Below are 24,577 nucleotides of genomic sequence, written 5' to 3'. Positions count from 1 at the left end.
AGCGGTATTTAGATTGCTTTAAAATTACAAACAATTTGCAGGCTTAGGGATTCCCGCTAAACGACTTAAATGCCGAGCGACCAAACCCGTGTTAAATTTGTCTTGTAACACCGCATTATTAATATCAGCGCTCACCGTTTTCATTAAAAATTTAATGAGTGGGCGAGTTGCCGGTGAGTGACCAAACTGTTGATAAAACTGTCGTACAGCTTGTAAAACTTCAAAATGCCAAGGGCTTAACTCAAGCTCTAAACTTTTAGCCAGTTCTTGGGCAACAGCTTCATTCCAAATAGTGTAATCCACCAAATGGCCATCTTGGTCTAATTCAAGATTCATATTCATTCCAAAAGAGAAGATTGTAGAAATGGATCGCTTTTACTCAAATTATTTGAGTGAAATACATCTTTTAAATCTCAGGCATAGATCAGCAAAAGCGGCATAGTCGATTACTTTCATATGACTATAATTCATAATTTTACCTAAAATCTCAGCATCATTTTCAAGTACATAACATGTGCCAAATTGCTGAATTTGTTCATCTGCAATATGTAAGACTGCTTCACCCATCAAGATGATCACATCTTCAGGGTTGATTAAACTGGCTAACTGCTGGATGTGCTGTAGGGTATTGGCATAGCTGGCTTGGACTAAATACAGCGTAGAATTTGACATCATCATTCCTCTTTTACCAATACAGCACATGATCAAATTGTTGAATTAATTCAGTATTGAATTGAACAAACTCAAGTTCTTGTTCACTGTTGATTACAAATGGATGCTGTGAATTTTTTTGTTCAATATAAATCGGAGTGAGATCATAAAACTCAAAGCTATCAACCATGTTGGATGCGAGTTTAAACGCATGCTTGAGCTGACTAAACTCTTGTTCTGCTTGAAGTAAGCTTAGCGCAGCATCTTTGAGCAACACTTTTACGTCACAACCGAAGGTTGCAAGCACCATGGTCGCAGAAAGACTTTCATGTACTTGTAAGCTTGCAAGATTTGCATGGGTTAAAACAACCAGTACAGATTTCACGTAATTTTCCTTTTCAATGCTACAAATGCGCGGCAATAAAAATTTTTAGAATTGCAATAAACGGTCAGCAGTTTGTACGGCATCGGCAAGTTCGCCTAGGCCCACAAGTTCAAATTGCTCAGCTAGATTATGTTGCTGAATATTGTGACGCTGTGCATTTTCCTGATCTGTGATCCCACGTGCGAGAGCTGCACTTACGCAAACAGGTAAACGAATGCCGAGTTTTTGCCATTCACTACTGAGTTTGCGTTGATCATCTGGCACCCATTGCAGGGCATTTGCGACATTTACAGCATCTTGATAGAAAAAAACCCGAAAGTTTTCGCCTTTCTGTTTCAGCGCTTGGGCAAGACCCAAAGCATGCCAAGCCAATATCGTAGTGGGTGAGGAGGTAATTAGTAATAGAGTACTCATCGAAATTCACTAAATGAATAAACGGTCTAGATCGACAGTTTGTTCTGAGTTCAGAAGAAAAAGCTAGTATACAATGATTTACTCAATGATCTGAATATTTGCAAAGTTTTGCTTATTTAGGCAGCGAAGTCATTGCCAATTTTTCTTCAAATATAACTTTTGGTTTATTTTGGATTCAGCCTCGAGCCATCACTTTTTCATAAATAAACTGTGCGGTTACATACTGAATAATCTTTATATGAATAAAACGCAATTTTTGATTTTACAGAGTGCTATGATCTTTTCATTTTTTAAACCATCTCATGAATATAGAGAAATTTAATTTAAGTTTATTTAATTCAATCAATGCATCGGACAATGCTTTAGATTTCACTATTTCTTTTGCCATATTTATAGCCAATGATCTATTTTATATCGTGATTCTTTTGATGTTTTTGGCTTGGTTTAAGGGCAGTTTTGACACCAAAAAACAAATCGTTAAAGCCACTGTTTTTACAATTGTCGCATTTCTAATCAGCCAAGTGATTTCAAGTTTCTTTTACTATCCTAGACCCTTTGTCTTGGATGTTGGACGCACGATTATAGAACATTCACCGAATGGATCATTCCCGAGTGATCACATGCTGTTTTTTAGTACGATTGCATTTTCTTATATATTTTCAAAGCAAAAAACCGTCGGCTATGTATTTCTAGCATTCGCTTTTCTTGTGGCGTGGTCGAGAGTCTATTTAGGTGTGCATTATCCAATGGATATGGCGGGCGCGTTGATCATCGCTGTTTTGCTTAATTTTGTCGGACTGTCTTTATGGCGAAGCTATGGTTTTCATTTGGTGAGCATGATATTAAAAGTTTACGAGTTCCTATTCTCAGCCATGATTAAAAAAGGCTATATCCGCTAAATTAAGTTCCTTAGATATTTGCGATTTCAAACGTTTGCTGCTGTTATAGTTACATTGCCAACATCTTGCCAGATGAATATTTATGATGATTCATCTGGCGTTCACATCCAGATTCTATACCTCAAAAAATAGTCAGACTGCTCAATTCCATTTGCTCATTCCAGCAGGTGTTTTCTAGTTCGACTGTCCTACATCAAATATTTAGTAGTGCGAATTTTTTTAAATATCTTCTTCTAAAAGCGTTCACTCAAATACCACGTAATCTTGAGATTTCTTCAAAATTGATTGGCTAGCGAGGTCATTTGTCGTAAATCAAATACAGTTAATATTCATAACTGCAACACAGTCAAAATTCCAAAGCAGTAAGATAAAACTAGAATGCTCTTGCAGATTGTTCGGCTCATGGAAAATGCTGAGGCGAGGTTTAATAATTTTGATCTGTAGAAAAGTTGGTGACTACTTCAAGATGATGCCAAAGAGTTGTAAAAGCTTGATAACTATAAGGAGTATCTAAACAATGATTTTAGTGACTGGTGGTTTAGGCTTTATAGGCTCACATATAGCCTTGAGTTTAATGGCTCAAGGTCAAGAAGTCATTATTGTGGATAATTTATCCAATGCAAATTTACAAACACTTGAACGACTAGAATTTATTTCAGGCATGTATGTACCTTTTGTCAAACTCGATATTCGAAATACTCCCGCACTCAATAAAGTATTTGAACAATATACCGTCGATGCTGTCATTCATACGGCAGGCTTTAAGTCATTGGAAGAATCCGTCCTTAAACCACTTGAATATTATAATGATAATGTCAGTTGTATCATGAGTTTGCTGCGTGCTATGCAGCGAACAGGTGTACGAACACTGATCCATTTATCAAGTTTAGCGGTATATGGACAGTCGTCGGCAGAATTAACAGAAGACACAGAAATCAATTTTACCTATCCAAATCCCTATGTGAAATCTCAACAAATGGTGGAAGAAATTATACGGGATACGGCACGTACTGATAATGAGTGGAAAATTGCGATTTTGCGTTTAGGAAACGTCGCAGGTGCATTCGAACATGCAGTTTTAGGCGAGTTTGTAGCGCCATTGCCAAAAAATATCGTGCCACTAGCGATGCAAGTTGGGGCTTTACAACGAGATTTTATCGAACTTCGCAAACAAGCTAAAACTGAAGATGGTACTGTGGAACGGAGTTTCGTGCATGTACTCGACTGTTGTAAGGCGGTGTGGCAATGTTTGCAATGGTTGTCGCAGCAGCAATTCGCCTGTGAGGCTTTTAATATTTCAGGTGAGTTGGTTTCGATACAGCAACTATTAGATACGCTTTCAGAAGTAACTAAGGCCGAGATTAAGACGGTCGAATCTAGTTTTTACCCAAGCCATGAATATGACCAGCTTGGGGCAAGTACACAGAAAGCGAAAAGTACTTTTGATTGGCAGCCTGAACAAGATTTAAAGAAAATGCTAGAAGATGAATGGCGTTTCTATCAACAAACATTAAGAGGGAATTAACTCGTCTTGTATTGGGTAATTTTAATCGTCGTGCATGATTTTCTTTATAAAATCACGATAAAGATTATCAAATAAACCACTTATAATTGATAATGGTTATTATTTACAAGGCTAAACAAGTTACCTAAACTGTATTTATCAGCAGAATTTGATTCTGCAAAGACGTTCAAGTTTATAGATAAGGATATGAGGTCATTTATGCAAACACGTATTGAACATGACACAATGGGCGATGTTGAAGTACCTAGCGATGCGATGTGGGGTGCACAAACACAGCGTAGTTTGCAAAACTTTAAAATTGGTGGTGAACGTTTACCACGTCCAATGATTCGTGCAATGGGTCTCGTTAAAAAATCAGCAGCGCTTACCAACGCAGCATTGGGTCAAATCCCTCAGGAACTTTCTGGTTATATCGTCAATGCAGCCGAAGAAGTGATCTCAGGACAGTGGGATGCACAATTTCCACTGGTAGTTTGGCAAACTGGTTCAGGTACGCAAAGTAACATGAACTGTAATGAGGTAATTGCCAATATTGCCAATCAAAAACTGGGTAATCCGTTGGGCTCACAAAAACCTGTCCATCCAAATGATCATGTCAATCGTGCGCAATCGACCAACGATTCATTCCCAACCGCAATTCATGTGGCTGCAAGTCTACAAATCAATGAGCTTTTAATTCCTGCAGTAACAAAACTGCGTAATACCTTAGAAGCTAAATCTAACGATTTTAAAGATATTGTTAAAATTGGCCGTACACATTTACAGGATGCAACGCCTTTAACATTAGGCCAAGAGTTTAGCGGCTATGTTTCACAGCTCGATCATGGTTTGAAGCGTTTAAATCAAGCTTTAGAAGGACTGTATGAATTACCACTAGGCGGAACAGCGGTCGGCACAGGTCTGAATGCACATCCTGAATATGCTGTAAAAGCAGCAGCAGAACTTGCGAAACAAACGGGTCTGCCATTTGTCACTGCACCCAACAAATTTGAAGCACTTGCAGGACGTGATGCTGCTGTATTTGCATCGGGGGCGTTAAAAACACTTGCTGTAAGTTTAAATAAAATCGCCAATGACGTGCGCTGGTTAGCCAGTGGCCCACGCTGTGGTTTTGGTGAGCTACGCATTCCAGAAAATGAACCAGGTTCAAGCATCATGCCAGGTAAGGTTAATCCAACTCAAAGTGAAGCTATGACGATGGTGGTTGCTCAAGTACTTGGAAATGACACAACCATTAATGTTGCTGGGGCATCGGGTAACTTTGAATTAAACGTGTTTATGCCGGTTATTGCCTTTAACTTATTGCAATCTATTCAACTCCTCGGTGATGCATGTAATAGCTTTAATGACCACTGTGCAGTAGGCATTGAGCCAAACCGTGAAAAAATCGATCATTTCTTACATGATTCATTAATGTTAGTTACGGCACTCAATCCTGTAATTGGTTATGAAAATGCTGCGAAAGTTGCTAAAACTGCATATAAAGAAGGTAAAACTCTAAAGCAAGTTGCGGTAGAACTCGGTTTAGTCACTGCAGAGCAATTTGATGAAGTGGTTCGTCCTGAGCAAATGGTTTCACCCAATACCAAATAAATTGTTTTGAGATCATTCATCTAGAGTGTTTGAAAATAAAAAGAGGGGCTGATTCATATTCAGCCTCTCTTTTTATTGGATATATGATTGAATTATTTTTCAACTAGTTATTGCCTAACACAGATTCTTTGGATTCATATTCATCTTGAAATGTATGTATAGAAACCAGACGATTTATTAAAAATAGGGGAACGAACAAAATGAAGAAAGGCCTGATGATTAAGCGAGCAATTCATTGGATTGGGCTTTGAATTCATTGGCACACTTGTTAAAATGCCTTTCTTTTTCTGTTTTCGTTGCTATTTGACATTTGTTTGAATAAATATTTGCAAGACAGTGTTTTATTTAAGGATTTCCCCTAATGCTCACCATCTATTTGACAGATGTCCAAAAGAACGTTCAATTTAAAGACTATCCGGGCGAGCATCCTGTTAAATTTGTTTTGAATTTTAAAAAGATTTTCCCAAGTGTTATGGAGCTTTTGCTACCAGTTTTGCCTGAAAATGAAAATCTAGAAGAAATGAGCTGGGAATCGACAACGACAGATTTTGAAAAATTTAAATTGCTACTCAGTGGTTGGGGCGTAATCGAACTACGTTTGAATGCTATTGCCCAATATAAAGACCGTGCTTATGCAGATAACTTGGTAAAAAAAGCACAGCAAAAGCGCAAAGAATATAAAAAAGCACAGTCAAAATTACAAACTGTTGAACTAGATTATCTATTCATGCACGAAGTTCATGGTTTGATTGATGCAGAGTTGGTCGAGCTAGGTGAAAAATTCTATCTACCGACTTTACGTGAGCTTTGGAAAAACAAAGTGTCAGCGAATGTGCTAGAAGCAAAATTCTAAACTTCATAAGGTTTTAGTCGAAAAATCCTCCGCTTAGGAGGATTTTTTATATGTACAGCAGAACTTCAGATTTACTTCGACAAGTGACTGTTTCATAGTGACCCATCAAGCAAGTGAAGCATTCCAACATTTGGAAAGTAGCGATACTTATCATTCCAAATGTATCTGACTCATCTGCACATTATATTCTAAAGGACCATTTTATATGTCAAATCAGTTTATTGACCTGATAAGCAAACGTCGTACTATTTATGCTATTGGGGACAATGTAAGCCAAAGCACAGAATATTTAACTGATTTGATCCAAACAGCGATTAAACAAAGCCCGTCTTCATTTAATTCACAATCTTCTCGTGCTGTTATTTTATTTAATGGTGAAAGCGAAAAATTTTGGGGCTTAGTCGCTGACAAATTAAAATCTTATGCAAAAGATGAAGAAAGTGCTGCGAAGACGATTGCGAAAATGGCAAGTTTTGCAGCAGGTTTAGGTACGGTTTTGTTCTTTGAAGATTTAGATGTGGTCAGTAGTCTACAAGCACAGTTTCCGTCTTATGCAGAAAACTTTCCGATTTGGGCAGAGCATTCAACTGCCATTGCCCAATTTGCGACTTGGACTGCGTTACACACCGAAGGTTTAGGCGCATCACTACAGCATTACAACCCAATTGTGGATGAACAAGTGCATGCGGAATGGGAAATTCCTGGGCATTGGAAACTTCGTGCTCAATTGGTTTTTGGTTCAGTGGAAGGTGAAGCGAAAGAAAAAGGTTATATGGATGATGCTGCTCGTTTTAAAGTCTTTCAATAATTGCAGTGTATAACACACAATTTCGATAAAAAAGGAACGAAAAATAAGTTCCTTTTTTATTATTCTTTTTATTGAAATAGATAGGGTTGGACAAGATTTTCATCCGTGAAAACCTTGTCCAGATTAGCCCATTGAGGACTGAGCTAAACGGGTGGCTAGAACCAACTTTCTTGCATGTTGAGACAAGTATCATCAAGTTCTAGCAATAACTTGGCTTGATGTTCTATTTCAGGTAACTCCCAGCGGATAAAATATTGCGCGGCTTGTAATTTACCGGCTAAGAATTGTTGATCTTCAGCTAAATCTGAATGTTCAAATTTCACTAGGGCTTGATTAGCCATTTCAAGCCATAACCATGAAATGATAACTTTGCCCATCATGTCTAGATACAATGCAGAATTACCCAGCGCCTGATCGACACGACCTTGGGCGAGGACTTGTCCCAAACTTTGTGTGGTTTTCTTCACCGTGTTTAAATGCGCTGAAAAAATCGCTGCAAGCGCTTCCGTTTTTGGATGTTGAGCTTGATCAATCGTATTTTGCATACGTTGTAATAACAGCATCAAACCTTTGCTGTTGTGCTGCCAAAGCTTACGACCCAATAAATCCAAAGACTGAATCCCAAATGTACCTTCATGGATCGGATTTAAGCGATTGTCGCGATAGCATTGTTCAAGCGGATACTCACGGGTATAGCCCGCACCACCTAAAACTTGGATGGCTAAATCATTGGCTTTGGGTCCATAGGCAGAAGGGAATGATTTGACGACAGGGATAATCAAATCTAATAACAACGCGCTGTCTTCATTGTTAGCGGCTTGATGTTCATCAATTAAACGTGCAGCAAATAGGCATAATGCAAGTGCGCCTTCCACATAGGATTTTTGCGCCAAAAGCATCCGTTTAACATCTGTATGTTGAATGATATTGACAGGTTTCGCAGCAGGATTTTTATCTGATACTAAGCGGCCTTGTGGACGGTTTCTGGCATATTCGAGCGATTCTAAATAGCCACGGTATCCAATCATGGCTGCACCTAAGCCGACACCGACTCGTGCTTCATTCATCATCTTAAACATATATTTAAGACCAGCACCTGCTTCACCAATCAGATAGCCTGTACATTGGTCTTTTTCACCAAAGCTCAGTATTGTCGATGTTGTACCTCGGTAGCCCATTTTATGCAATAAGCCAGCCAGTTGTACGTCATTGGCATCTGCAAGTGAACCATCGCTCAGGGTTTTAAACTTCGGAACAATAAATAGCGATATACCTTTCACGCCCTGAGGTGCATCTTGGATGCGAGCAAGGACCAAATGCACGATATTTTCAGTGATGTCTTGGTCACCCCCTGAAATAAACATCTTTTGGCCTTTGATGAGGTAGGTACCATCGGCTTGCGGTATAGCTTTTGTGGTCAAATCACCTAAAGATGAACCCACATCAGGTTCAGTCATGGCCATCGTTCCTGCAAAGCGACCACTGAACATATGCGGTACAAACATATCTTTTTGTTCAATCGTACCGAAAGCTTGAATTACATTTGCAGCCGCAGCGGTTAGAAATGAATAAGCTACTGATGAAGGATTTGCTGACATGAAATAGGCATTTGCAGCCATATTGATCAAAGTCGGTAGTTGCATACCGCCTGCATCATAATCATGCTGCGCACAAAGCAGACCTGCATCTGCAAATTGCTTCCATGCCGTTTTGACTTCTGTAATAGTTTTAATCTGTTGACCATCAAACGTAGGTTCGTTTTGATCGGCTGTTGCGTTATGGGGTGCAAAAAAGTCTTGAGCAATACCTTGTGCAGTTTCTAGGATGCTTTTGAAGGTTTCAGCATCATGTTCAGCAAAACGTGGGTAATGCGTTAAGTCTTGCGCTTTAAACACGTCAAATAGCAAAAAATTTAAATCTTTGTCATTGATTAACTGCGCCATTGATCAATCTCTAATCGGGTCGAATTTTATGGCTTAAGCCTAGCAGTTGATTTTTAGATATAGAATTGTCAATAATGACACTTAATAAGTCAAAAATGACATTTTGATAATTTGAACTTTAAATGAAGAAAATCATAATTTTAGCATTTGATGGTGCTTTGGCTTCTGCGATTACTGGGGTTGTTGATCTCTTTGCAATGGCGGGAGTCAGTTGGAACCGGATTCAAAAACAAAATGTGCAGCGGCTATTTCAGGTTAAAATTGCCTCACAACATGGTCAAGCAGTGCAATGTATTAATGGCATCAAGCTTTATGCAGATTTAGCATTTTCTGAAATAACAGATGCAGATATCATCATTGTTCCAACGATAGGCGCACCGATCTTAGATGTTTTAGCGCAAAATGCAGCACTGATCGAGTTATTAAAAACTCGTCAATTACAAAGCGGACTGATCGCAGGAAATTGTACGGGTAATTTTTTTCTGGCAGAAGCAGGGCTTTTAGATGGTAAGCAGGCAACGACGCATTGGGGCTTTCAGCAAATGTTTCGTGAACGCTATCCTTTGGTCAAACTGAATGTAGATCAGCTCATTAGCCATGACCAAAATATTTACTGTGCAGGCGGCGGCTTAGCATGGTTTGATTTGGGACTACACCTAATAGAACGTTTTTATGGTTTTGAAACGGCAATCCATACTGCAAAATCATTTGTACTGGATTATCGTCGTGACAGTCAGTTGTCCTATTCATTATTGAAAATATCTAAACCGCATCAGGATGGTTTGGTGCAAAAAGTTCAAGATTGGTTAGAACAGCATTATCATGAAAATATTGTCTTAGATGAACTTGCGGCGCAGTTTAATGTGACAACGAGGACATTGATTCGACATTTTAAAGCGGCTTTGGATATTCCTCCCAATCAATACTTACAATCAATACGGATTGAAGCTGCACGAAAGCGTTTAGAAGAAACGGGACACGCTTTAGATCTGATTATGCGAGAGGTCGGCTATAGTGATCCAAGCTCATTTCGACGGTTATTTCAGAAAAAAACGGGGCTGAGCCCCTTAGAATATCGTCGACGTTTCAGCCGACGATTTGATGTTTAGCTATAGTTTAAGCAGTTCGAACAGTATAACGACCATGTAAAATATAGTAGGCGCCAATACATGCAAAGGCAGCAAATGCGCTATACAAATACAATTGTGAGTAGCCAATATGGTCGAGCAATTTACCGATAAAGTATGGTCCAAAGCCTAAGCCGGCATCCAAAAAGATAAAGAAAGTCGAAGTGGCAAAGCCCATACGTTCAAGCGGCGCACTTTTTACCGCAACTGTTTGGCAGACCGACTGAATATTGCCATAACCGAGTCCAAGTAGGCCTGCACAAAGTAGAAGCATCCATGAACTCTGAGTGATGCTGAGTAATACCAATGCCACGCCCATAATCACAAAAGCAGGGTAGATCACTACATTTTCACCTTTACGGTCCATCAACGGGCCGGTAAATGGGCGAGAAATTAAAATCGCAATGGCATACATCAAAAAGAAAAACGAGGCTGTTTCAACCAAATCGATTTCTTTGGCATAGAAGTTAATGAAAGATAAAACACCTGAATAGCAGATTGAAGCGAAAAGCATGATGAACGATATCGGTAATGCTTTAGGCTCTACAAATTGAGCAATCCAACTTGGTTTTTTGACAGCTTCAACAGTATCGAGGGGTTTATTGATTTTGGGTAAATCGGGCACTTGAATCAGCAAGGCAACCAATAGGCAGCTCAATGCGATAATCGTAGAAACGATAAAAATCGCATGATAACCAATATGTAACATCATCCAAATGGCAAGAAATGGCCCAATAGCCGTACCTAACGTACTACTCATGCTGTAGTAGCCAATGCCTTCACCGCGACGTGTCGCTGGTAAGATTTGGGCAATTAAGGTACCCAGCACTGTTGATGCAATACCCATCATAAAGCCATGCATAAAGCGTATGAAAAGCAACATGCCGACGCCAAACTGAATGAAGTAAAAACCAGAAAAGACTAAAAAGCCAATTAAACCAACGATCAGTGTTGTTTTACGACCAAAACGTTCTAGGAACTTACCCACCAATAAACGCCCGACCAATGTGCCGACAATGAACAAGCCTGAAACTAAACCTGCTTGGGCTGTAGTCGCACCCAATTCAGCCACCGCATAGCCCACGATCACCACAACCAAGAGATAAAAGGTTAAAACCAATTGGAAGTTAATGGCGCTGACTAAAATAAAATTTCGAGTCCAAAGTGGTGCTTTATCTTGCATGATCATCACCTACAGTGCTTTGTTCAAGTTCTTGCATGAGACGGTGTAAAATTTGAATGGAATGTTGGATATCTTGGCTAGCTAATGGCGCGATCAGGCGCTGCTCAAAGGCATCTATGTCTTTTGCACATTGCTGAAATAACTCACGTCCAGTCTCGCTGAGCATCATTTTCTTTTGACGTTTATCGTCAGTTTGTACATGACTCAAAATATCCATCTGTGCAAGAATTTTGACACGCTTAGTGATGGATGGCTTGGATACATTTAAATATTCCGCAATTTCAATAGATGTACAAGCGGTTTTTTCACGGATGACAAACATGACTTGCCAAAGTGAATAGTTCAATTGATAGGGCAATAAAATCGTGTTGATTTCATCACTCATCAAACGCGCACAGCGTAGAAGTGAAGAGCGGAAACCTAATGTGGAATTCATGATAGTTAACTAGGGTAACTAAATTATCGCAACTTTATGCCTTATTTATTTTGAATTCAAGTGAACAACTCAAAGCATAAAAAATAGGTATAAAAAAACCTGCGCGCACACAGGTTTTTTTGCATAACATTTCATTTAAAGCTTATCGTTCAATGTATATCATTGAATTGATACCTTAAACAATACGTGTTTATTCTACAGAAGCTTCTGCAGCTGCAATTGCAGCATCTTCCGCTGAACTGTCTGCATTTTCTGAAATTTCTACACTTTCACCATCTGCATAAGCAAGTTCTTCACCTTCTGATTCAGCTTGCTCTAAATAAGCCGCAATTTGTTCATCCGTTAATTCAGGTTCACTATCAGACATCATCGCTTGTTCTTGTAATTGCGCTTGTTCTAAATTGTTCATCATACTTTGCATATTGAACATCAATGGGATCATGACCAATAAATAAACAATCATCAGGATTAGATACAATGACCCAATAACTTTCTCTGTTTGTTTCGTTGGACGTTTTATGCCATATTTATTTTCACCTTCAGTGCCTTTTGAAGCCATCACATAAATGCTAAAGATGGTTCCGACCAGTGGGATGAGAAAAATTAAACAGAGCCAACCGCTTTTATTTAGATCATGTAAACGACGAATCGTAATGCAGATCATTGCGACAAACATTGCAACAATAGAAACGACAATCAGAGCGATCGCACTGAGACCTAAGAATGAATTAAAAAGTGCATCAATACTACGTTCTGCTGAATTGAAAAATGCAAAAAGACCCAGCGCGACGCTGATGCCCAATAGGCAGGTATAAATCATACTAATGATAAATAACCACGCTAAATAAGATAGGCGGCCAAAACGTCCCTCAGGAGACAGGGGATGATCGGCTTTTTGAATTTGAGGCTGAATATTTTGATCTTGTTGAAACGGATTCAATTCGCTTGAAGTAAGTTCAGTCATTATTATTCCAATTTATTTTCTATGCCCAAAAGGGCAGCATTATTGTATAGCGAAGTAAAAAAAGGTCAAATATTAGACATGGCTAAGTCATCAAATATTCCTTAGCCATGCTGTAATGTGGTCTGTTATTTATGTAATTTACGATACTCTTTAGGGCGCATTGGACGACTGGCTTTCCACAAACCTTTCTTTTGTTTACGTGCTTTACTTTGTAAATTCATCATATAGTGCAAATGCTTTTGGTCACGGATGTATTCTTCGTACACCCACGCAGCACCACGTTTTACCATTTCTTCATTCATGCATTTACGATAGCGATAAATGACCCCAACGCAGCGGCCATAACGGTCTACATCAGTGATTTTTACACGAACAAATTTCTTGTAAACCATAGATTTGATCAGGCGTGCAGACTCTTTACCGTAGGCTTGTGTCGATTCTGGCGCATCCACATAAGCAAAGCGAAGTTTGGTTTTAGAACGTCTCAGATTCATCCGATAGCAGGTGAGGGTATCGCCATCACTAATATCGGATACACGGCAGAGGTAAGATTTTCCTTTCTTAAAGGGTTGAAAAAAATCCTTTAAGAAAATGGTGACTTTATAGAGAACATAGACTGTGATCAAGCACAGTACTGCACCTAAAGCCATGAGCCATTTTGCGGAGAGATTTGAAAGCATACACAATGATATGAACGAAGTCATATCGCATAAAAACAGGAGTTTAGATTTTATAAAAACTCATGATTTATGGCTGTCGAATAAACCGACGGTCAGTTAAAAATACATTAAATAATCAGCATTTGATCTATAAATATACAGCACGTTTAATCACGAAAAATTCAATCTAAATCCATGTAAATAGCCTAAGCAAAGCTATATTTCATTAAAATAGCCTAAGCAAATATTTTAGAAATTTCGCTTCGCAAAAAGACATGCCGTGAATTTAATTCCAAATCATTATGCCAATACATCCCTAATTTAATTTTCGGCAACTCTACAGGTACATCAAAAATATTCAGTTCGGGAGCAACCTGTAAATGCGTCAAAATATTTTGCGGAATCGTCAATATCGCCTTGGGCTGCTGTGCCAAAATTTGTAGCGCAGTAGAGTAATGCTGACAGCGTAAAAAAATCTCTCTAGAGTGTTTTTTACGATTTAAATAAATATCTTCAACTAATACACCTGCACGTCGGGAAGAAACCCCAATATGAGGAGCCGAAAGATAAATATGTTCATCCATTTTGGGATGTTGACTACAAACCACGAATTGGTCTTCAACCAAGGTTTGAAAATTGATCTTTTCACCAAAGTTTTGCTCAAGGTCAATCGCAAAATCGATTTGCTGTGCAGCAAGATCAGCCACAATGGTTTTGCGGTCTAATTTGATACTGGAAAATTGAATCTGAAACTGCTGCTGTTGAAAGTGTTCAACTAACTTGGGAAAAATGATCGGTTCAATTTCATCATGTACCGTAATTTTCAAGCTCTGTACCATTGAAGGAGTAAATTGTTGTTTTTGGATAGAAATGCTTTGAATCGCAATAAGCGCATTTTTAATTACAGGATAAATCTGCTCGGCAAATGGGGTTGGAAGCATTTTTGCCCCAGCACGTACAAACAAGTCATCTTGTAAATGTTGTCTTAAACGTTGAAGTGCATGACTCGCTGCAGATTGAGTAATACACAATATTTGCGCAGCTTTTGAAATGCTTTTTTGTTCATAAATTGCGATATAAAGTGGATATAAATTGATATCCATACGGTGGAAAACACCCATATCGATGACGGTGTTTTTATGAATACTATTCATGTTCATCTATTGAATTAAATCATTTTGTTCATATTAGATTTCACGTTATGGTGTTGTAAAGCGTAAAGAACATAATATTTAAAGGATGTTGTCATGTTTGAACTTTCTGCACGTGCACAAGATTATATTGAAAGAACAAAAAAATTTATTAAAGATGAAATTGAGCCTGTAGAAACTGAGTTTTGGGCAGAAGTCCATGAGCTGAACCAAGGTGGTGATTGGACCAAATGGCAATGGCCAGCACAGTTAGAGGTTTTAAAGGATAAAGCCAAAGCTGCAGGTTTATGGAATATGTTTTTACCTTGTCCTGAACTTGGGCAAGGCTTATCTGTACAAGAATATGCGCACATCGCAGAACTTTCAGGCCGTAGCTTACTTGCACCTACGGTATTCAATTGCAATGCACCTGACAGCGGCAATATGGAAGTGATTTGGCGTTATGGTACCGAAGAACAAAAGCAGCAATGGTTAACACCATTACTAGACGGCACAATCCGTTCAGTATTTTGTATGACAGAACCTGCTGTTGCTTCAAGTGATGCCACCAATATGGAAGCTACGGCTGTCGTTGAAGGCGACGAAATTGTATTGAATGGCCGTAAGTGGTGGTCTTCAGGTTTAGGTGATCCTAATGCCAAAATCATTATTTTTATGGCGCATACACCAGATGAAAGCAAAGACCGTCATCATCAGCATTCTATGGTTTTAGTACCTGTTGAAACTTCTGGAGTCAAAATCGAACGTATGTTACCTGTGTTTGGCGACTATGATGCGCCACATGGACATGGTGAAATTAGCTTCACAAATGTTCGTGTTCCTGTTGCAAACTTTATTGGCGGCGCAGGTCAAGGTTTTGAAATTGCACAAGGTCGTTTAGGCCCAGGCCGTATTCATCATTGTATGCGTTGTATTGGTGCTGCCGAAAAATCGCTAGAACTGATGATTGACCGCGGTATGAGCCGTACTGCTTTTGGTAAAGAAATTTTAAAACTTGGTGGCAATTTAGAACGCGTAGCAGAAGCACGTGTTGCGATTGATCAGGCACGTTTACTGACCCTTTATGCAGCATATAAAATGGATACTCTAGGGAATATGGCTGCATTAACCGAGATTTCTGCAATTAAAGTAGTTGCGCCGAGTGTCTTAGAAAAAGTTGTCGATATGGCGATTCAAATCCACGGTGGTGCTGGGGTTTCTCGAGATACACCGCTCACAGGTTTCTTTGCGCAAGCACGTTCACTACGTCTAGCTGATGGCCCTGATGAAGTGCATAAAGGTATGATTGCTAAATTAGAATTGGCAAAGCGCGGTTACAGCAGCCGCCGTAAAAAATAAACAAGTTGTAGTCACATATTTGGCATGGCAACCCCGAGTTGTCCATGCTATAAATCTATAGAAAATTATATTTTTATCATCATGATAGATTCAAGTTTAGGAAGAAAAGCATGTCAGTGATCGATGTAGGCGGTTCAGTTCGTGAGGGTGAAGAACTGGATGTACGTGCTGTAGGAAATTGGTTGATTGAACATGGCGTTGAAATAGAAGGGCCTGTTGAAGTCACTCAATATTCAGGTGGTGCATCAAATTGGACTTATCGCTTAAAATACGACAATGCTGATTTAATTTTACGTCGTCCACCGAAAGGTACCAAAGCCAAGTCTGCACATGATATGGCACGTGAGTATAACGTTCAGAAGGCATTATCTGAATTTTATCCTGTACTCCCTGAGATGGTGGCACTATGTCAGGACGAATCAGTGATTGGCTGTGATTTCTACGTGATGAAACGCGTAGAAGGCATCATTCCACGTGCAAACTTACCCAAAGAAATCAATTTTGATGAAAGCCAAGTTCGAGCGTTGTGTACCAACGTCATCGACAAGTTAATTGAACTGCATCAAGTTCCTTATGAAGGCACAGCTCTAGAAAAAATAGGTAAGGGCGACGGGTACTGTCGTCGTCAAGTGGAAGGTTGGGACGCACGCTATGAAAAAGCCAAGACCTTAAATGTTCCATCTTTTAAATATGTCCGTAATTGGCTCAAAGACAATATTCCTGCTGACTCTAAAACTTGTGTAATTCATAACGATTGGCGTTTTGATAATGTGATTTTAGATCCAAATGATCCAACCCAAGTGATTGGCGTATTGGATTGGGAAATGGCAACACTGGGTGATCCATTGATGGACTTAGGTTCAGCTTTGGCATATTGGGTTGAAAGTGGCGATAACGCAATTTTTAAAGCGACACGCCGTCAGCCGACCAACCTAAAAGGGATGTTTAGCCGTAAAGAAGTCGTTGAATATTACTTAGAAAAAACTGGTCTTCAAACGGACAATTGGACCTTTTATGAAGTGTTCGGCATTTTCCGTTTAGCGGTAATTGCACAGCAAATTTATTATCGCTTTTACCACAAACAAACCAATAATCCAGCATTCAAAGATTTTTGGATTGTGATCCATGCTTTACATATTCGTGCCTTAAAACTTATCGGTTTGCAAAAACTTGAAGCCAATGATGTGGCACAAAAATATATTGAAAAAATGAAGGATATTTTAGGGAAATGACCACGATATATTTAATTCGGCACGGTCAGGCTTCTTTTGGTGCAGAAAGCTATGACAAGCTTTCTCCCAACGGTGAGCTACAGGCTAAGGTGCTGGGACAGTATTTCGACCGTATTTTAAAAGAAAGTCCTTATGTGGTTGCGGGCTCCATGCAACGTCATCAACAAACAGCCAATCTTGCATTGGCTGAATGCTTTCCAGAAGCACAAGTTGATACAGATGACGCGTGGAATGAATTTAATCATCAGCAAGTTTTTGCTCAATATGAACCTCGATTTAACCAGCCGCATTTATTAAAAGAAGATGTATCGAAGCATGAAAACCCGCGTGCTTATTTATCTAAAATTTTTGAAGGTGCCATTGAACGTTGGACAGGCGGAGAATTTCATCATGAATACGATGAATCTTGGCCACATTTTAAAAATCGAGTCGAAACAGCGCTAGAAAAGTTATGCAGTCAACTGGCTGAAACCAAACCACGTTATGCCGTTGTGTTTACTTCAGGTGGAGTGATCTCCGTTGCAGTCGGTAAAATTTTAGGGCTGAGTCCTGAAAAAACATTTGCACTTAATTGGGCCATTGCCAATACCAGTATGACAACACTGCGTTTGGTTGGAAATGAACCGCAATTACTCAGTTTAAATGAACATCATTTTATAAAAGCAGTTGATCCAAATTTATTGACTTGGATCTAAGATAAACAAAGGAATTATCATGGCTAAAACAATTTTAATTACAGGTGCAAGCTCAGGGATTGGTGCAGGAATGGCACGCGAGTTTGCACAAAAAGGCTACAACTTGGCCATTTGTGCACGTCGTTTAGAGCGTCTAGAAACACTAAAACAGGAATTGGAAAGCCAATATGGCATCAAAGTGATTGCGAAAACCCTCGATGTCACAAATTATGATCAAGTGTTTGAAGTGTTCCATGCCTTTAAAGCAGATTTTGGCAGTATTGACCGTGTTATTGTCAACGCAGGTGTCGGTGAAGGTCGTCGTATTGGTAAAGGTAATTTTGAAATTAACCGCGCCACAGTTGAAACCAACTTTATCTCTGCTTTGGCGCAATGCGAAGCTGCGGTTGAAATTTTCCGTAGCCAAAATGCAGGGCATTTGGTGGTGATTTCGTCGATGAGTGCTATGCGTGGTATGCCTAAACATTTAACGGCTTATGGTGCAAGTAAAGCAGGTGTTGCTGCTCTAGCTGAAGGTATTCGTGCAGAACTGATTGATACCCCAATTAAAGTGACGACTATTTTCCCTGGTTATATTCGTACAGAGATCAATGAAGGTGCGAAAAAACTGCCATTTGAAGTCGATGAAAAAACGGGTTCACATCTTTTAGCAAAAGCTATTGAGAAAGCACCGGTTAAAGCTTATGTACCACAATGGCCGTGGTTGCCTTTAGGTCTTGCGATGAAAGTATTGCCATTGAAGATCGTGAATAAATTGGGTTAAACCTTTATGCAATAATAAAGCTCCAATTTTGGGGCTTTTTTATTCTCAAGTGATATTCGTCATCCTCTGTAGGTTAAAAAGGAATACATCAAACCTGTGATGAAAAGACAGTAAAAGCAGCCGGTTTTGCAAAGAAAAAATGGAGTAAATACTCAGATTATTTATAAATAAGATATTGAAAATAAATAAAATGTTGAATATTTGAACAGACGATGATTTGTTCTCAAAATAGCGATTTCCTTTTTTTTAATTTGCTTTAATGTACAACTGTTCATTAATTTTTAGGTTTGTACTATGTCTATGTCTTCCGATATGACAGATCAACAGCGAATTAACAAAGTCAGAACTGTCGTAACGAAAGCTGGTGAAGACTTACGTCAGCAATATCCCATTTTAAAACATCAAAACTTTATAGGCGCAGCCATCCTTATTTTTGCGCTACTGGGAATGTTGGGTTCAGCTTGGGCGTTTGCTGTTGGCATTTTACCGGCATGGGCTTGTGTGATTTTGGTGGCGATGTTTGCTTCACTGACACATGAATTAGAACATGACCTGATTCATTATATGTACTTTAAAAAGACGCCGTGGGCTCACCATCTCATGTTGGCCTTGGTGTGGTTAGCACGTCCGAATACCATTAGTCCTTGGGCACGTCGTCGTTTGCATCTCAACCACCATAAATATTCAGGTTCAGAATACGATTTGGAAGAACGGGGCATCAGTAATGGCATGCCTTGGGGTTTACGTCGTATATTGGTCATTAGCGATCAATTGATGACGGTTTATTTGCGCCCATTTCAAATGTTCAAGATGATTAGGACATTCATTGAAAAACAGCCTGAAAAAGAACGTAAAACTGCATTCTTCTCTCAGCTGACTGGTTTTTTTCCTTTAAGTTTTGTTTATTACGGCATTTGGTATGTATTTGTCATTTATCATGTGGTGAATGGTATTGCTCCAATGTTAGGACAAAGTATTAGTTGGTCAGTCAATTTAGTGAAATTAATTCCAACGATTAATTTTTTAGCTGTGATTTGGATTATTCCGAACTTTATACGTTCTTTCTGCTTACAATTTATCAGCTCAAATATGCATTATTATGGTGATATTGACCCACGCGATGTCATTAAACAAACTCAGGTGTTAAATCCGTGGTGGTTGTTCCCAATGCAATTATTTTGCTTTAACTTTGGTTCGACCCATGCTATCCACCATTTTGTGGTCAAAGAGCCGTTTTATATTCGTCACCTAACTGCAAAAACTGCACACCAAGTCATGCGTGAGATTGGTGTACGTTTCAATGATTTTGGAACCTTTAAACGCATAAACCGCTGGAATTAAATCAGTACCATCTTCAAAAAAAAGCCCTCAATTGAGGGCTTTTTTTATGATCTAAACTTTTATAAATTACTTGTGTGCAAAAAAATGTTTGAGTGCATCTTGCAAGGCAACTTGCCATACCGCATAGGAATGTCCGCCGATATACGATTGGTAATGCACATAATGTCCTTTATTTTTTAAATCTGCTGCAACAATAGGTGAAGTCTCTAAAATACTCAGTTCATTATTATTTCGAGAGCTTTCATAACTATTGGCAGTAATAAACCAATGCTGTTTAGGTTGTGAGGTTTTATCACGAATGATTTTACTCATGCCATTAGGGAGGTCTGTCGGCGCATTTTGCCACCAAAATGATCCAGATAACGGTACGATGTGACTAATTTGATTTGGATTTTCTAAGGCTAAATAAGCTGAACTTAAACCGCCAAGACTTGACCCAAGTAGTACCGTTTTCTTCGAATCGACTTTTGCAGGTGCATTTTTTTGAATCCAAGGCATCAGTTCATCACTAAAAAATGCTGAAAATTTTGCATTAGGTGTTAATTCTTTAGGTCGTTCCTGATCATTCGGTGGAGAAACAAATATGGCTTGAATTGGTGGCAATTGACCTTGTTCAACTAAAATGTCTAACGCCTTTGGAACATTCAGTAATTCATTATATTGCTGACCATCAAAAAATATAGCAGTGATATAGCTCTGGTTTTTCTTGGCTATAGATTGGTAAATTTGAATTTTACGTGAGTTATTCAAAATTGTGCTGTCTAGAGCAAACTCTTGTAATTTGGGCTGTTTCACATTTGGATATTGTTTTGGATCAATAAAAGGCGGGGCATCTTTAAGTGCCACAAAATTTTCATTACGTAAACCTGATGTGTCATCACTTGCGAGGTAAGTGTTTTTGTTGAAAGTATCAATGCGTTGTACCTGTATCACAGCACGGCGCTGTGTTCTTGATTCTTTAAGTTTTGGATTCAGATGCGGACAATAATTTGATAGATAACCTTCTAAGTTCGGTAAATCGACAGCAAAGCTATAACTGCCAATATAACGATGATCAATAATCGATTCTTTAAACCAAATATCTGTATTTGGTAGGCGCGTCAACCATTCATGGTCATTACTTGGGCCACCAATAAGGCGTACATTATGCTGCGCACCTTTCCATAAAAAAATTATACGGTCATGTTTTTCATCATAGTTTTCAATGATTGGTGTACCCATAAGCTCTACACGCTTCCAAAAATCTTCAAGAATTTGAGCATGTTGTTTTGGATTTTGATTTAACTGATGTTGTAGGTTTAGTAATATTTGGCTTTGCGCTTTGACATCTTCACATGCAGCAGCATAGGGGAATTGTTTTTTTTCCGTTGTATCGGTTAAAGCGGGTGAATTTTGAGTTTGGGCAAAAGCAGAAGAAACAGCAATGCTCATAGAACAAGCTAAAAAAAGTGGGGAAAGTTTTTTCATTGAAATAATAAAATAGGCAGGATGAAAACCAATAAATGATAATCATTATTAATATAAAAAACTAGCAATATGCCACTTTTAACAAAAGAAAACGTAGAAAAATTACAATAGAGTCAATGCTTTGTTTTATAAACCATTTAAAATAATGAAGACGATAAGCTTTAAATCATTGCCCGAATATTATGCTACTCAAAGTATCGACACTGCTGCTGTTACCTGCATTACTGATCCAAGGTTACCGTGTGAAAAAAAATACTCCACGTTTAGCAGAACCAGTTGGAGAGCGTTGTGGAATTCTTGGTCAGGGTAATCGGCCATTATCGGTATTGATCCTTGGTGACTCAGCGGCAGCAGGTGTCGGCGTCGAGCATCAGTCGGATGCGCTATTGGGACAATTGCTTAAAATTTTATCGCCTGATTATCAAGTTCACTTTTGCCTTGAAGCCACAACGGGGCATAACAGCCAGCAAATCATCAATGCTTTGGATAATGTCACTATGCAGAACTTTGATGTCGTGATCAGCTCTGTTGGTGTCAATGATGTCACAGCTTTAAAACAGCCAGACCAATGGTTGAAGCTCCAGCAGCGTTTATATCAAGCTGTCGAGGAAAAGTTTCATCCACAGCTATTGATCATTTCAGGTGTGCCACCAATGGATGCGTTTCCAGCTTTACCGTTTCCATTGTCATGGTTGTTTGGACAATATTCACAAAAGATGAATGCGCTGTTAAAAAATTATGTTAACACTCAAGCGAATATGCGGTTAATTGAATACGATTTACAAGAATATCGTGAGAAAAACTTACAAATGGCCAAAGATGGCTTTCACCCGAGTAAAGAAATTTATCAGTTATGGGCTGAAAAAATAGCTAAACAAATCACTGAACAATTTTCATAGACATTTTATGATTCAACCACTGGGCGAAGTTAAATTTATATGAGCAAAGACATTTCCGACGCGAATCCGCAAATCGAAACGCATCCTTTAGCACCATTTTTGCCATCAAATGGGAAACTATTGATGCTAGGGAGTTTTCCGCCACCCAAAACACGCTGGAAAATGGATTTTTATTATCCAAATTTTCAAAATGACATGTGGAAAATCTTTGGCCTATGTTTTTTTCAGGATAAAAATCATTTTCTCAATCTAGAGAGCAAAACTTTTAAAGAACAGCTCATTCGAGATTTTTTAAATGAAATAGGCATAGGCATTTTTGATACGGCCTATCAAGTGATTCGTTTGAAAGGCAATGCGTCAGACAAGTTTTTACAGATCCATCAGCAAACCGATATTGCGAAGCTTCTTACGCAGATGCCTAATTGCCATAGTATTATGACGACAGGAGACAAAGCGACTGATACTTTGATGCTCTCTATGCCAGAAAATACGGAAAAACCACACATTGGGCATGCTGTTCATACCGAATTTGCAGGCAGAGATTTGACTTTATACCGTATGCCATCATCATCTAGAGCTTATCCACTAGCACTGGAAAAAAAAGCTGAAGCGTATAGTAAATTATTTAAAGAAATTGACTTACTATAAGAAAGCTTGGGGTGTAATCTTTTATCAATGGTTGCTTTCCTTAGAAAGATGATTTAGGCATCATTGCAGGATATTGTACCCATTTGAAGTCATGTACAGAAAAATCACGCACTTGATGAAAATTATTCCAAATTAGGCGGCTACCTTTAGTCCATTTTAATGCCTTAATTCTTTGTTGAACCAAAGCGAATTCTGTTTCACTTGCTGGCCGTAACTCACCAATTTCAGCATATAGGCGTATCCCTGGATATTCTTGAAATTGACCATTGATTAATGATTTTAGCCAAAAGACTTTGCTGCTATTTATCGCTTGTATACAGGCTTTTGGATTCATTGTTAAATTATCCCGCAGTGACGCTGAATAAGTATCAAAGAAGAAACCTGAAAAGGTTGATTCATGTAAAAATAAAGTGCCAATTGGGGTGATTGTTGGTTGGTAATTTTGATCAACCGTAGCAATCGAGCAATGCATAGACGCACGTTGGGCATTTGCAACGACTTTACGAATTTGAGTCCAATTCTGATGATTCATGATTTTGCCTTTTTTATTATTGTCTATGCATATCACTCTATCAGAGTTTTTCACTATTTTTGTGCTAAACAATGGCAATGAACTGGTCATTCATGCCACTGTATTTGCTTTAAAATTAGGCAATTTAAAAAATATTTAAGCGTACTTTTTAGCTATAACAACACAGCTCACTACAGCTAAAGATACCGCAATCATCAGTAGGCTAATCTGTTCATTTAATAATACGGCGCACAGCATAAGGCCAATAAAGGGCTGTACTAGCTGGATTTGACCGACTTTGGTAATTCCACCCAAAGCTAAGCCTTTGTACCAAAAAAAGAAGCCGATTAACATGCTGAACAATGACACATACGCTAAGCCAATATATGCGCTGAGAGGAATATGTTGAAAATCGTTTGGGAAATAGAGCCAGCAGAGTGGCAGCAACAGTGGCAAAGCAATGATTAAAGCCCAGCAAATGACCTGCCATCCACCTAAAGCTCTAGACAGTACGCCACCTTCGGCATAGCCCAATCCGCAGAGCAGAACAGCAATAATCATATAGATGTCACCGAAAGAAATTCCTTTAACACCAGATTGATGTAGCATGAAAAAGATGACTAAAGCACTGCCTGCACCTGCAAACAGCCAAAAGGCATTTTTAGGCATTTCTTTGGCACGTAGCACTGCAAAAAAAGCCGTGGCCAATGGTAGTAAAGCTACAAAAATTAAAGAGTGAGCCGCAGTTTCTGTTTGTAAAGCCAGTGCCGTAAATAATGGAAAACCAATGACAACACCTGTTGAAACAATACATAAGGATTTAATTTGCAGCATAGATGGCTTAGGCTGCTTTAAAACGAATAAAAGTATCAATGCTAAAATAGCGGCAATACAGGCGCGAGCGCCTGTCAGAAATTCGGGGCTAAAGCCTTGAACGGCAACACGGGTTGCAGGCATAGAACCTGCAAAAATAACAACGCCAATAAAACCGTTGAGCCAGCCCTGATGAACTTCTTTGAGGTCAAATTGCATGTTCATTCCATATTTTTGGTCTAAAGATATGTAATAAAATTTATACCGTACTGTATGACT

26 protein-coding genes are annotated in these 24,577 nt (G+C 38.9%); 13 read left to right on the top strand and 13 right to left on the bottom strand.

Features of this window, described 5'->3' with window-relative positions:
• Window positions 1-24: 24 nt before the first annotated feature.
• The 4 genes from FTU02_RS03405 to tusD are packed head-to-tail and all read right to left on the bottom strand — an operon-like array spanning window position 25 to window position 1,450.
• Window positions 25-336 carry a TusE/DsrC/DsvC family sulfur relay protein gene (locus FTU02_RS03405; RefSeq protein ID WP_111884335.1) on the bottom strand — a complete coding sequence of 104 codons (312 nt, stop codon included), beginning with the start codon at window positions 334-336 and terminating at the stop codon, window positions 25-27.
• Window positions 337-384: 48 nt separating this feature from the next.
• The gene (locus FTU02_RS03400; RefSeq protein ID WP_180011417.1) at window positions 385-672 is read right to left on the bottom strand and encodes a DsrH/TusB family sulfur metabolism protein; all 288 of its coding nucleotides are present in this window, start codon (window positions 670-672) and stop codon (window positions 385-387) included.
• Window positions 673-685: 13 nt separating this feature from the next.
• Window positions 686-1,036 carry a hypothetical protein gene (locus FTU02_RS03395; RefSeq protein WP_078193833.1) on the bottom strand — a complete coding sequence of 117 codons (351 nt, stop codon included), beginning with the start codon at window positions 1,034-1,036 and terminating at the stop codon, window positions 686-688.
• A gap of 45 nt (window positions 1,037-1,081) precedes the next feature.
• On the bottom strand, window positions 1,082-1,450 hold the full coding sequence (gene tusD, locus FTU02_RS03390; RefSeq protein WP_180155810.1) for a sulfurtransferase complex subunit TusD: 369 nt from the start codon (window positions 1,448-1,450) through the stop codon (window positions 1,082-1,084).
• Between the two features lie 302 nt (window positions 1,451-1,752).
• Here tusD and FTU02_RS03385 point away from each other — a divergent pair, with 302 nt between their 5' ends.
• The 5 genes from FTU02_RS03385 (at window position 1,753) to FTU02_RS03365 (ending at window position 7,128) form a co-directional block, all read left to right on the top strand.
• Window positions 1,753-2,349 (top strand): phosphatase PAP2 family protein, encoded by a 597-nt coding sequence (locus FTU02_RS03385; RefSeq protein WP_180026274.1) that lies wholly within the window; start codon window positions 1,753-1,755, stop codon window positions 2,347-2,349.
• 517 nt (window positions 2,350-2,866) lie between these two features.
• The gene (locus tag FTU02_RS03380; RefSeq protein WP_180155808.1) at window positions 2,867-3,874 is read left to right on the top strand and encodes an SDR family NAD(P)-dependent oxidoreductase; all 1,008 of its coding nucleotides are present in this window, start codon (window positions 2,867-2,869) and stop codon (window positions 3,872-3,874) included.
• A 198-nt stretch (window positions 3,875-4,072) separates the two neighbouring features.
• Window positions 4,073-5,467: a class II fumarate hydratase gene (gene fumC / locus FTU02_RS03375; protein WP_180155806.1), complete on the top strand. Its 1,395-nt coding sequence runs from the start codon at window positions 4,073-4,075 to the stop codon at window positions 5,465-5,467.
• Between the two features lie 361 nt (window positions 5,468-5,828).
• Window positions 5,829-6,320, top strand: coding sequence for a hypothetical protein (locus FTU02_RS03370; protein WP_180059608.1), 492 nt, complete (start codon window positions 5,829-5,831; stop codon window positions 6,318-6,320).
• Between the two features lie 205 nt (window positions 6,321-6,525).
• Window positions 6,526-7,128 carry a nitroreductase family protein gene (locus FTU02_RS03365; protein WP_180155804.1) on the top strand — a complete coding sequence of 201 codons (603 nt, stop codon included), beginning with the start codon at window positions 6,526-6,528 and terminating at the stop codon, window positions 7,126-7,128.
• A gap of 155 nt (window positions 7,129-7,283) precedes the next feature.
• Here the strand turns inward: FTU02_RS03365 and FTU02_RS03360 are convergent, their stop codons facing one another.
• Window positions 7,284-9,071, bottom strand: coding sequence for an acyl-CoA dehydrogenase (locus FTU02_RS03360; protein ID WP_180155802.1), 1,788 nt, complete (start codon window positions 9,069-9,071; stop codon window positions 7,284-7,286).
• Window positions 9,072-9,193: 122 nt separating this feature from the next.
• Between FTU02_RS03360 and FTU02_RS03355 the strand changes: the two genes are divergently transcribed.
• Window positions 9,194-10,180, top strand: coding sequence for a GlxA family transcriptional regulator (locus FTU02_RS03355; protein ID WP_180155800.1), 987 nt, complete (start codon window positions 9,194-9,196; stop codon window positions 10,178-10,180).
• Between the two features lie 7 nt (window positions 10,181-10,187).
• Here the strand turns inward: FTU02_RS03355 and FTU02_RS03350 are convergent, their stop codons facing one another.
• The 5 genes from FTU02_RS03350 to FTU02_RS03330 all read right to left on the bottom strand — a co-directional run bounded on the left by FTU02_RS03350 (window position 10,188) and on the right by FTU02_RS03330 (window position 14,594).
• Window positions 10,188-11,387, bottom strand: coding sequence for an MFS transporter (locus FTU02_RS03350; protein ID WP_180155798.1), 1,200 nt, complete (start codon window positions 11,385-11,387; stop codon window positions 10,188-10,190).
• The gene (locus tag FTU02_RS03345; RefSeq protein ID WP_373684200.1) at window positions 11,371-11,820 is read right to left on the bottom strand and encodes a MarR family winged helix-turn-helix transcriptional regulator; all 450 of its coding nucleotides are present in this window, start codon (window positions 11,818-11,820) and stop codon (window positions 11,371-11,373) included. Before FTU02_RS03345 ends, FTU02_RS03350 begins: the two co-directional genes overlap by 17 nt.
• A 187-nt stretch (window positions 11,821-12,007) precedes the next feature.
• Window positions 12,008-12,781, bottom strand: coding sequence for a DUF805 domain-containing protein (locus FTU02_RS03340; RefSeq protein WP_180155796.1), 774 nt, complete (start codon window positions 12,779-12,781; stop codon window positions 12,008-12,010).
• A 125-nt stretch (window positions 12,782-12,906) separates the two neighbouring features.
• Window positions 12,907-13,461 (bottom strand): thermonuclease family protein, encoded by a 555-nt coding sequence (locus FTU02_RS03335; protein WP_180155794.1) that lies wholly within the window; start codon window positions 13,459-13,461, stop codon window positions 12,907-12,909.
• A 215-nt stretch (window positions 13,462-13,676) separates the two neighbouring features.
• Entirely contained in the window at window positions 13,677-14,594 is a 918-nt protein-coding gene (locus tag FTU02_RS03330) for a LysR family transcriptional regulator (RefSeq protein ID WP_180155792.1), read from the bottom strand.
• Between the two features lie 93 nt (window positions 14,595-14,687).
• Here FTU02_RS03330 and FTU02_RS03325 point away from each other — a divergent pair, with 93 nt between their 5' ends.
• The 5 genes from FTU02_RS03325 to FTU02_RS03305 all read left to right on the top strand — a co-directional run bounded on the left by FTU02_RS03325 (window position 14,688) and on the right by FTU02_RS03305 (window position 19,960).
• Entirely contained in the window at window positions 14,688-15,929 is a 1,242-nt protein-coding gene (locus FTU02_RS03325; RefSeq protein ID WP_180155790.1) for an acyl-CoA dehydrogenase family protein, read from the top strand.
• Window positions 15,930-16,039: 110 nt separating this feature from the next.
• A complete protein-coding gene (locus tag FTU02_RS03320; RefSeq protein WP_180155788.1) occupies window positions 16,040-17,161 on the top strand; it encodes a phosphotransferase family protein in 1,122 nt (373 codons plus the stop codon).
• The gene (locus FTU02_RS03315) at window positions 17,158-17,856 is read left to right on the top strand and encodes a histidine phosphatase family protein (RefSeq protein ID WP_180155786.1); all 699 of its coding nucleotides are present in this window, start codon (window positions 17,158-17,160) and stop codon (window positions 17,854-17,856) included. Before FTU02_RS03320 ends, FTU02_RS03315 begins: the two co-directional genes overlap by 4 nt.
• A 19-nt stretch (window positions 17,857-17,875) precedes the next feature.
• On the top strand, window positions 17,876-18,619 hold the full coding sequence (locus FTU02_RS03310; RefSeq protein ID WP_180155784.1) for an SDR family oxidoreductase: 744 nt from the start codon (window positions 17,876-17,878) through the stop codon (window positions 18,617-18,619).
• 294 nt (window positions 18,620-18,913) lie between these two features.
• Window positions 18,914-19,960 carry a fatty acid desaturase gene (locus tag FTU02_RS03305; protein WP_180155782.1) on the top strand — a complete coding sequence of 349 codons (1,047 nt, stop codon included), beginning with the start codon at window positions 18,914-18,916 and terminating at the stop codon, window positions 19,958-19,960.
• Between the two features lie 66 nt (window positions 19,961-20,026).
• Here the strand turns inward: FTU02_RS03305 and FTU02_RS03300 are convergent, their stop codons facing one another.
• The gene (locus tag FTU02_RS03300; RefSeq protein WP_180155780.1) at window positions 20,027-21,391 is read right to left on the bottom strand and encodes an alpha/beta hydrolase-fold protein; all 1,365 of its coding nucleotides are present in this window, start codon (window positions 21,389-21,391) and stop codon (window positions 20,027-20,029) included.
• A 218-nt stretch (window positions 21,392-21,609) separates the two neighbouring features.
• Here FTU02_RS03300 and FTU02_RS03295 point away from each other — a divergent pair, with 218 nt between their 5' ends.
• Both FTU02_RS03295 and FTU02_RS03290 read left to right on the top strand, forming a co-directional pair.
• The gene (locus FTU02_RS03295; protein WP_180155779.1) at window positions 21,610-22,326 is read left to right on the top strand and encodes an SGNH/GDSL hydrolase family protein; all 717 of its coding nucleotides are present in this window, start codon (window positions 21,610-21,612) and stop codon (window positions 22,324-22,326) included.
• A gap of 39 nt (window positions 22,327-22,365) precedes the next feature.
• Window positions 22,366-22,974, top strand: coding sequence for a uracil-DNA glycosylase family protein (locus FTU02_RS03290; protein ID WP_180155777.1), 609 nt, complete (start codon window positions 22,366-22,368; stop codon window positions 22,972-22,974).
• Between the two features lie 40 nt (window positions 22,975-23,014).
• Here the strand turns inward: FTU02_RS03290 and FTU02_RS03285 are convergent, their stop codons facing one another.
• Window positions 23,015-23,509: a pyridoxamine 5'-phosphate oxidase family protein gene (locus FTU02_RS03285; protein ID WP_180064222.1), complete on the bottom strand. Its 495-nt coding sequence runs from the start codon at window positions 23,507-23,509 to the stop codon at window positions 23,015-23,017.
• Window positions 23,510-23,641: 132 nt separating this feature from the next.
• Complete coding sequence (locus tag FTU02_RS03280; protein WP_180155775.1) at window positions 23,642-24,517, bottom strand: DMT family transporter; 876 nt, start codon at window positions 24,515-24,517, stop codon at window positions 23,642-23,644.
• Window positions 24,518-24,577: the final 60 nt, after the last annotated feature.

It is taken from the genome of Acinetobacter sp. YH12045 (genome assembly GCF_013419925.1).
Taxonomy (GTDB): domain Bacteria; phylum Pseudomonadota; class Gammaproteobacteria; order Pseudomonadales; family Moraxellaceae; genus Acinetobacter; species Acinetobacter amyesii.
The sequence above is the reverse complement of the archived record's forward strand: the minus strand, read 5'-3'. Positions and strand labels throughout refer to the sequence as shown.

Bases quoted from the DNA above. Each gene is read 5' to 3' on its own strand.
- FTU02_RS03405 (WP_111884335.1), bottom strand. From the start codon at position 336: ATGAATCTTGAATTAGACCAAGATGGCCATTTGGTGGATTACACTATT.
- FTU02_RS03400 (WP_180011417.1), bottom strand. From the start codon at position 672: ATGTCAAATTCTACGCTGTATTTAGTCCAAGCCAGCTATGCCAATACC.
- tusD (WP_180155810.1), bottom strand. From the start codon at position 1,450: ATGAGTACTCTATTACTAATTACCTCCTCACCCACTACGATATTGGCT.
- FTU02_RS03385 (WP_180026274.1), top strand. From the start codon at position 1,753: ATGAATATAGAGAAATTTAATTTAAGTTTATTTAATTCAATCAATGCA.
- FTU02_RS03380 (WP_180155808.1), top strand. From the start codon at position 2,867: ATGATTTTAGTGACTGGTGGTTTAGGCTTTATAGGCTCACATATAGCC.
- fumC (WP_180155806.1), top strand. From the start codon at position 4,073: ATGCAAACACGTATTGAACATGACACAATGGGCGATGTTGAAGTACCT.
- FTU02_RS03370 (WP_180059608.1), top strand. From the start codon at position 5,829: ATGCTCACCATCTATTTGACAGATGTCCAAAAGAACGTTCAATTTAAA.
- FTU02_RS03365 (WP_180155804.1), top strand. From the start codon at position 6,526: ATGTCAAATCAGTTTATTGACCTGATAAGCAAACGTCGTACTATTTAT.
- FTU02_RS03360 (WP_180155802.1), bottom strand. From the start codon at position 9,071: ATGGCGCAGTTAATCAATGACAAAGATTTAAATTTTTTGCTATTTGAC.
- FTU02_RS03355 (WP_180155800.1), top strand. From the start codon at position 9,194: ATGAAGAAAATCATAATTTTAGCATTTGATGGTGCTTTGGCTTCTGCG.
- FTU02_RS03350 (WP_180155798.1), bottom strand. From the start codon at position 11,387: ATGATCATGCAAGATAAAGCACCACTTTGGACTCGAAATTTTATTTTA.
- FTU02_RS03340 (WP_180155796.1), bottom strand. From the start codon at position 12,781: ATGACTGAACTTACTTCAAGCGAATTGAATCCGTTTCAACAAGATCAA.
- FTU02_RS03335 (WP_180155794.1), bottom strand. From the start codon at position 13,461: ATGCTTTCAAATCTCTCCGCAAAATGGCTCATGGCTTTAGGTGCAGTA.
- FTU02_RS03330 (WP_180155792.1), bottom strand. From the start codon at position 14,594: ATGAATAGTATTCATAAAAACACCGTCATCGATATGGGTGTTTTCCAC.
- FTU02_RS03325 (WP_180155790.1), top strand. From the start codon at position 14,688: ATGTTTGAACTTTCTGCACGTGCACAAGATTATATTGAAAGAACAAAA.
- FTU02_RS03320 (WP_180155788.1), top strand. From the start codon at position 16,040: ATGTCAGTGATCGATGTAGGCGGTTCAGTTCGTGAGGGTGAAGAACTG.
- FTU02_RS03315 (WP_180155786.1), top strand. From the start codon at position 17,158: ATGACCACGATATATTTAATTCGGCACGGTCAGGCTTCTTTTGGTGCA.
- FTU02_RS03310 (WP_180155784.1), top strand. From the start codon at position 17,876: ATGGCTAAAACAATTTTAATTACAGGTGCAAGCTCAGGGATTGGTGCA.
- FTU02_RS03305 (WP_180155782.1), top strand. From the start codon at position 18,914: ATGTCTATGTCTTCCGATATGACAGATCAACAGCGAATTAACAAAGTC.
- FTU02_RS03300 (WP_180155780.1), bottom strand. From the start codon at position 21,391: ATGAGCATTGCTGTTTCTTCTGCTTTTGCCCAAACTCAAAATTCACCC.
- FTU02_RS03295 (WP_180155779.1), top strand. From the start codon at position 21,610: ATGCTACTCAAAGTATCGACACTGCTGCTGTTACCTGCATTACTGATC.
- FTU02_RS03290 (WP_180155777.1), top strand. From the start codon at position 22,366: ATGAGCAAAGACATTTCCGACGCGAATCCGCAAATCGAAACGCATCCT.
- FTU02_RS03280 (WP_180155775.1), bottom strand. From the start codon at position 24,517: ATGCAATTTGACCTCAAAGAAGTTCATCAGGGCTGGCTCAACGGTTTT.